Below are 7155 nucleotides of genomic sequence, written 5' to 3'. Positions count from 1 at the left end.
GCCGGTCGGATCGGGGGCTGATCATCGGTGCCAGTGTCGCGTTTCTAACTGGCCGACAGCGTCGCAGCCCTATTCGGCTTTGACATTGATTGTAGGCGCAAAGTTGAAGTGTCCTGTTTCTGCAAAGTTGGAATGTCACTCTCCCCGCGTTTGACGGCGCGGGAGACAAGCGGATGGGACTGATTGCGATGAGCGAGCGTGACCTGCAGCGGATCGAGGTTTTGTCGAAGGTTGCCGACGCATCCGGACCGGGTCGCCTTTTCTCGCAGGCTAGCCGGTTTAGCGTTGCCTTAAAGAAACTGTGCAAGGATGCAGGCGTACCCATCCACGCCGGAAACCTGATGACGTTTCGAAGAAATCCCAAGATAGTACGTGGCCTCGCTGCTTCCGCAGCCAGCCATGCGAGCGCATTTGCTCCGGCAATATTTGCGGCAATTATCGCAGTCATCGTCGTCTGGGTCGCAACGAACTGGCGGCTGGAGCGATCGCTGGCTGAGGAACGCTCGATTGTTGCCGGCGAGCTTGGCACAATATCGTCTCGGCTTCAGACGAACCTCAATAGCAACGTGAAGCTGCTGCAAGGGCTGGCGGCTGGCATCGCAGTCGACCCGGCAATGGACCAAAACGGTTTTTCCAAACTTGCCGCGCAGATCCTGCAGCCCGATTCACAATTGCGCAGCTTCGCTGCGGCGCCCGACATGGTGGTCAAGTGGGTTTATCCGGAAAAGGGAAACGAAAAGGCCATCGGGCTCGACTATCGAAAGAATGAGAAACAACGGGCTGCCGCGATGCTGGCGCGCAACACTCACAATATCGTTCTGACAGGCCCGGTGGAGCTCGTCCAAGGCGGAACTGCTTTCGTCGTCAGGTGCCCGATTTATATCAATGACGGAAACAGCCAGATCTTCTGGGGTCTGCTCTCCGGAATCGTAGATATCCCAAGGCTCTATAACGATAGCGGCCTTGGATCGACCGAGCTCGAGATTGCCATCAGCACCGTGCCGGAGCCCAACTCGCCCAAACAGGTTTTTCTCGGAAATCTGGAAACCTTTTCGAAGCAGCCGGTCGTGACATCCGTCGATATGACGTATGGCCGGTGGACTTTCGTCGCAGTGCCCAAGCGCGGATGGGGCCAAAATAACGGGATCGGCATTTTTGAGTTCTATGCAAGCCTGTTGGCCTTATGTGTCGTTGCGCCGATCATTTGGGTCGGTTTCCTGACCAAGTCACGCCAAAGAACAATCGAGAAGCTTCGCCTTCACAAGAAGAAGCTCGTTCGAGCGCGGCAAAGGCTGGAATATCTGTCGTTGCACGACGCCCTGACTGGGCTTGCGAACCGCCGGTTTGTCGACCAGATGATCTCGCAACCTGAGAGGCCCGGTGGACAAGACTGTCTGATCCTCATTCATATCGACCTCGACCGATTTAAAGAGATCAACGATACGAAGGGGCATGCCGGCGGTGACATGGTCCTGCAAATAACGGCTTCGCGCCTCGCCGATTTGACCGGCGCGAACGACGTCGCGGCTCGGATCGGTGGAGACGAGTTCATCTTCGCCCGGTGGAGCACCAATCCCGAGCCTGAAGCAACCGAATTGGCCAAACAGATTGTCGACGCACTCCAGCAGCCCATCCTTATCGATGGGGCGGAGTATGTGGTCGGAGCAAGCGTCGGGGTCGCCTGGGAGACTGAACGTGCTCGCGGGCGGGATCTGGGTCAGTTGCTTCTAAACGCCGATCTGGCTCTATATGAGGCGAAGAAGGCGGGTCGCGGCCGCGCGGCCGTCTTCACCGAAGAGCTTCGCAGCGCCGCAATCCATTCAAAAGAATTGGCGGATGAGTTCAATCAGGCGCTCGACCGCGATGAACTCGTTGCATTCTTCCAACCGCAGTTCAACGCAGACACACTTGATATAGCAGGCGTCGAGGCCCTCGCCCGCTGGGATCACCCGCGAAAAGGTCTGCTCGGCCCGACCAACTTTCTTGACGCAGCGGAAAGGCTTGGCCGTAGCGGCGACATGGATAGGCTGATCCTGCAGAAGGCCCTGTTCGAGCTGACACGATGGGACAGCCTGGGAATGCAGATCCCGCGTGTCTCAGTCAATATATCGGCGCGCCGATTGGCGCAGGCGAATCTGCTTGCCGAACTGTCCGAGCTTCCCGTATCGCGGGGTCGCCTGTGTTTCGAGCTGCTGGAGACAATTTCCTTCGACGAGCTTCAACCGGCGCTCAATGACATCATTCCGATGATCAAAGAGCTTGGCATTGAAATCGAGATTGACGATTTCGGCACGGAACATGCCAGCATCATCAGCCTGCTTCGATTTGAGCCGCGACGATTGAAGATCGACCGCGAAATTATCAAACCGATCATAGCCTCTCCATCTCAACGCCGCCTGGTTTCCTCGATTATCGAAATCGGTCGGTCACAGAATATCGACATCGTCGCCGAGGGCGTCGAGACGATGGAGCACGCCAAGATCCTGAAGGATCTTGGTTGCCATTTGCTGCAAGGCTATGCTCTGGCGCGACCGATGACGTCGGAGCAGTTGATCGAATTTTGCCGCATGAAAGACAAGGGAACGGCAGAGGCAGGATGATCGCCTCTTCAGGCGGCCTCGGTTACGAGCTTCGTATTGAAATAATTCTCTATCGCTTCGGAGCCTCCTTCCGAGCCGTAGCCGGAATCTTTTATGCCTCCGAAGGGCAGTTCCGGCAGCGCCAGTCCATGATGATTGATCGACAGCATGCCACTCTCGATATCGCGAGCAAGGCCCGCGCTGGTCTTTGCCGAGGTCGTATAGGCGTAGGCCGCCAGCCCGTATGGCAAGCGATTGGCTTCCGCAATGGCGGAACCGTAGTCCGAAAATGCGCTGACGATCGCCATCGGACCGAAGGGTTCTTCGTTCATCACGCGCGCATCTTGCGGAACGTCGGTTAGAACTGTCGGCTGGAAGAAGTTGCCGAGATTGCCGATCCTTTTGCCGCCGTTTGCGACCTTCGCCCCACGCATCACCGCGTCGGCGGCCAGCGCTTCCATCGCTTCGACCCTTCGCGAGTTGGCAAGCGGCCCCATGGTTATGCCGTCGCTCAATCCGTCGCCGACATTCACTGCCTCGGCCGCCTTGACGAAGCCGTCGAGGAATTTTTCAAAGACGCGTTCCTGGATGAGGAAACGCGTGGGAGCCACGCAGACCTGGCCGGCATTTCGAAACTTGGCACCAGCCAACAGTCTGACCGCAAGATCGATATCGGCATCATCGAAAACGAGCGCCGGCGCGTGGCCGCCGAGTTCCATCGTGACGCGCTTCATATGGGCGCCGGCGAGCGAGGCCAGCTGCTTTCCGACGGCGGTCGATCCGGTGAAGGAGATTTTCCGGATAATCGGGTGCGGGATCAGGTGATTTGAAATATCGGCCGGAATTCCGAAAACCAGGTTGAGGACACCCGCCGGCAGGCCCGCATCGGCAAAGGCGCGAACAAGTTCAGCGCAACTCGCCGGCGTCTCCTCCGGCCCCTTCAGTATAATCGAGCAGCCGGCTGCAAGGGCCGCCGAAACTTTCCGTACCGCCTGGTTCAATGGAAAATTCCAGGGACTGAAGGCCGCCACCGGGCCGACAGGCTCCTTGATCACCATCTGCCTGACATTGGTCGCTCGTGGCGGAATGAGCCGGCCGTAGGCACGGCGAGCTTCCTCGGCAAACCAGTCTATGATGTCGGCAGCCGCGGCGGCCTCTGCCTTGGACTCGGTGAGCGGTTTGCCTTGTTCCAATGTCATTATTCGAGCGATCGTTGCGGAGCGCTGCCGTAGGATCTCCGCCGCCTCATGCATCAGCTTTGCCCGCTCGAACGCACTTATGCGCCGCCACTGCTCAAACCCGGCAGCGGCGGCCGAAAGCGCGTCGTCGAGATCAGCGGCGCCGGCATTGGAAACACGGCCGATGACTTCGCCCGAGGCCGGATTGACGACGGCCAGATCGTCGTTTGAACCCTGCCTCCAGCGGCCATTGATATAAAGTTGGCTATTCGGATATGCCGACATTCAGTTCTCCACCGCCTCTAGTAACCGAGCGCGCAACCATCCTTTCGATGGTCAGAGGCGCCCAGCAGCGTGTTGTTTTGATCGTCTATCCAGATCGCCTGGGCGCCGCCGATCGCCCAATTCGGTGCGACGACCTTGAAGCCGCGAGCTTCGAGATCGCGCCCGATCGCGGCTCGCAGAAGCGCCTCGGTTTCGATTGATGTCGTGCCGGGAAGCGGAAAGAGCCGAGGCAGATCAATCGCACTTTGTATGTCCAGATTGAAATCGAACAGCTTGGAGAGGAAGTGGGCGTGGCCCATCGCCTGATAGTGCCCACCCATCACACCGAACGACAAGACGCTTTTGCCATTGCGGGTGACCAGACCCGGGATAATCGTGTGCATGGGCCTCTTGCGCGGCCCCATCGCATTCGGATGCCCCTGCTTCATACTGAAGCTCTGCCCGCGATTGTGGAACAAGACGCCGGAAGTCGGCGCCATCAATCCGCTTCCGTAGGAATGGAAGATCGAGTTGATGAAGCTGGCGACATTTCGGTCCTTGTCGACAACCGAAATGTAGACGGTGTCCGCATGCTCGACGCCATCGATGACGGCCCCGGCATCGGCGATGGTATTCAGGTCGATCCTGGCGGCAAGGCTGTCGGCGAGTTCATCGGATAACAGGAAGTCGACCGGAACGTCTGAGGCGGCCATGTCGGCGACCCATCGGTCACGAGCCGCATAAGCCAGCCGCGTGGCCTCGACTTCGATGTGCAGATTGTCCACGCCAAGAGGATCGCCTTTGCGTTCAAAACGCTCCAAGATCTTCAGGATCATCAGAGCGACGATGCCCTGCCCGTTCGGCGGGCATTCATGCACCGTCCATCCGCGGTATGTCGCGCTGACCGGCTTCACATATTCGCCGGCGGCTGAGGCAAAATCCTCAACTGTATGGAGGCCGCCAAGGGAATTGAGCCGTGTCACCATGTCGGCTGCCACCGGACCACGATAGAAGCCGTCATGGCCCGCCGTTGCGATCGTTTCCAGCGTCTGCGCCAATTCCGGTTGATGTTGAACCGATGCGACCGGCGGAGCCTGATCATCGATCAGGAAAAGGCGACGGGTTGATGGATCGCGCAGCAGCAAGTCACGTTGGTTGGAAATGTCGGCGGCAACCCGTGGCGTGATCGCATAGCCGTCGCGCGCCAGTGCAATTGCCGGCGCAAGTATTTCGGACAGCGGCATCCTGCCGTGATCGGCAACGAGGCGGATCCAGGCGTCCACCGCCCCAGGAACAGTCACCGCATGCGGCGATGACCGCTCGATCGAACTGATGCCGTTTTCCTGAAACCAGGTAAAATGCGCCGCCGCCGGCGTCCGTCCCGAGCCGTTATAGGCAAGGACATCATCATTTCCATTCGACGCCAGCAGCGCAAAACAATCGCCGCCTATGCCGGTGGATCCGGCCTCGACGACACATTGGACGGCACAGGCGCCGACGGCCGCGTCGATGGCCTTGCCGCCGGCTTTCAGGATCTCGATCGCTGTCAAAGTCGCCATCGGGTGCGATGTCGCTGCCATGCCGTTGCGGCCGACCGCTATCGATCTTCCCGGTATTTCGAAGTTTCGCATATCGTCGCTTCCTTCGCTCAGTAGAGGCCGGTTGCCCTCGCCCACGTATAGGTATCATCCAACGCACGGGTGGAGCGGTCGAACAAATCGTGGATCTCTGCCTCGGTGATGATAAGCGGCGGGCAAAGCGAGTAGTTGTCGCCAAGGGCGCGCGTGATGACGCCGTGCACCTGGGCCTGCTTGCCTGCGTAAATGGCAATGCCGTCCCCTGGCTTGAACTGCTCTTTCGTTTCCTTGTTGCGAACCAGTTCGAGAGTCCCGATGAGCCCGCGACCGCGGGCGTTACCGACGAGCGGATGCTCGCCAAGTTCGTTCAATCGCCGCTGGAATACCGGGGCGACGTCCCTGACGTGGCCGACAATGTCGCGCTCCTCATAGATTTTCAAGGTTTCCAAAGCGACGGCGGTCGCAACAGGATGGCCGCTATAGGTGAAACCATGGCCGAATGTTCCAATTTTCTCGCTCTCGGCAACGACAGCGGAATGGATCTTTTCATTGATCATCAGGGCGGAAATCGGCTGGTAGGCTGCCGAAAGCTGCTTTGCCATGACGATCATATCCGGCTGAAGCCCGAAGCTTTCCGAGCCGAACATCGTGCCGAGCCTGCCAAAGCCGCAGATGACTTCGTCGGCGATCAGCAGCACGTCATATTTCTTGAGGATCGCCTGGATCTTCTCGTAATAGGTCGGTGGCGGAACGATACAGCCGCCGGATGCCATCAAGGGCTCGGCGAAGAATGCGCCGATGGTTTCCGGTCCCTCGTCGAGGATCATCTGTTCAAGCGCGTTGGCACAGCGCGTCGCAAATTCCTCCTCCGTTTCGCCCGGGCGGCCATAGCGATAAAACTCCGGGCAATCGGTATGCAGCACCCGATCAATCGGCAGATCGAAATCGCGGTGATTGTTCGGCAACCCGGTCAGGCTCGCCGAAGCAATGGTCACGCCGTGGTAAGCCCGCATGCGTGAGATGATCTTCTTCTTTTCCGGCCTGCCGATGGCATTGTGATAGTACCAGACAAGCTTCATGGCCGTGTCGTTGGCCTCGGAACCCGAATTGGCGAAGAATACTTTCGACATCGGAACCGGTGAAAGCTGAATGAGCCGTTCGGCAAGCTCGACCGCTGTCTCATGCGTTTTGCCGCCGAAGCTGTGATAGAAGGGCAGCTCTTTCATCTGGCGGGTCGCCGCGTCTACCAGACGTTGTTCGCTAAAGCCGAGCGACGCGCAGAACAGCCCGCCAAGACCTTCGATGTATTTGTTGCCTTCGCTGTCCACGATATGGATCCCCTCGCCCCTGGTGATAACCAGCGGGCCGTCCTTCAGATGCTGCGAAGCGTTGGTATAGGGATGAAGAACAAACGCAGCGTCGCGGGATTCGACGGAGTTGAGAAGGATGGTCACAGAGGTTCTCCAAATGTGGGTCTATTTCAATGGCGGCGCCTGGCGAAGCTGCGCCGGTCAGCCGGTGCGACCTACTCGGTACACCGGCTGCCAATTGCTGCCG

The 7155-nt window shown here is 58.6% G+C and carries 4 protein-coding genes; 1 reads left to right on the top strand and 3 read right to left on the bottom strand.

The window, feature by feature from the left end; translation table 11 throughout:
* Positions 1-341: 341 nt before the first annotated feature.
* On the top strand, positions 342-2600 hold the full coding sequence (locus tag BBJ66_RS10335) for a bifunctional diguanylate cyclase/phosphodiesterase (protein ID WP_071086833.1): 2259 nt from the start codon (positions 342-344) through the stop codon (positions 2598-2600).
* 8 nt (positions 2601-2608) lie between these two features.
* Here the strand turns inward: BBJ66_RS10335 and BBJ66_RS10330 are convergent, their stop codons facing one another.
* From BBJ66_RS10330 to BBJ66_RS10320, 3 genes are read right to left on the bottom strand one after another with little or no spacing between them, the layout of a single operon-like run.
* Complete coding sequence (locus tag BBJ66_RS10330) at positions 2609-4042, bottom strand: NAD-dependent succinate-semialdehyde dehydrogenase (protein WP_071086818.1); 1434 nt, start codon at positions 4040-4042, stop codon at positions 2609-2611.
* A gap of 17 nt (positions 4043-4059) precedes the next feature.
* Positions 4060-5652 (bottom strand): gamma-glutamyltransferase, encoded by a 1593-nt coding sequence (ggt, locus tag BBJ66_RS10325; RefSeq protein WP_071086816.1) that lies wholly within the window; start codon positions 5650-5652, stop codon positions 4060-4062.
* Between the two features lie 17 nt (positions 5653-5669).
* Positions 5670-7052: an aspartate aminotransferase family protein gene (locus BBJ66_RS10320; RefSeq protein ID WP_071086814.1), complete on the bottom strand. Its 1383-nt coding sequence runs from the start codon at positions 7050-7052 to the stop codon at positions 5670-5672.
* Positions 7053-7155: the final 103 nt, after the last annotated feature.

Origin of the sequence: Rhizobium sp. RSm-3 (genome assembly GCF_001854685.1) — a bacterium.
GTDB lineage: Bacteria > Pseudomonadota > Alphaproteobacteria > Rhizobiales > Rhizobiaceae > Rhizobium > Rhizobium ecuadorense.
The sequence above is the reverse complement of the archived record's forward strand: the minus strand, read 5'-3'. Positions and strand labels throughout refer to the sequence as shown.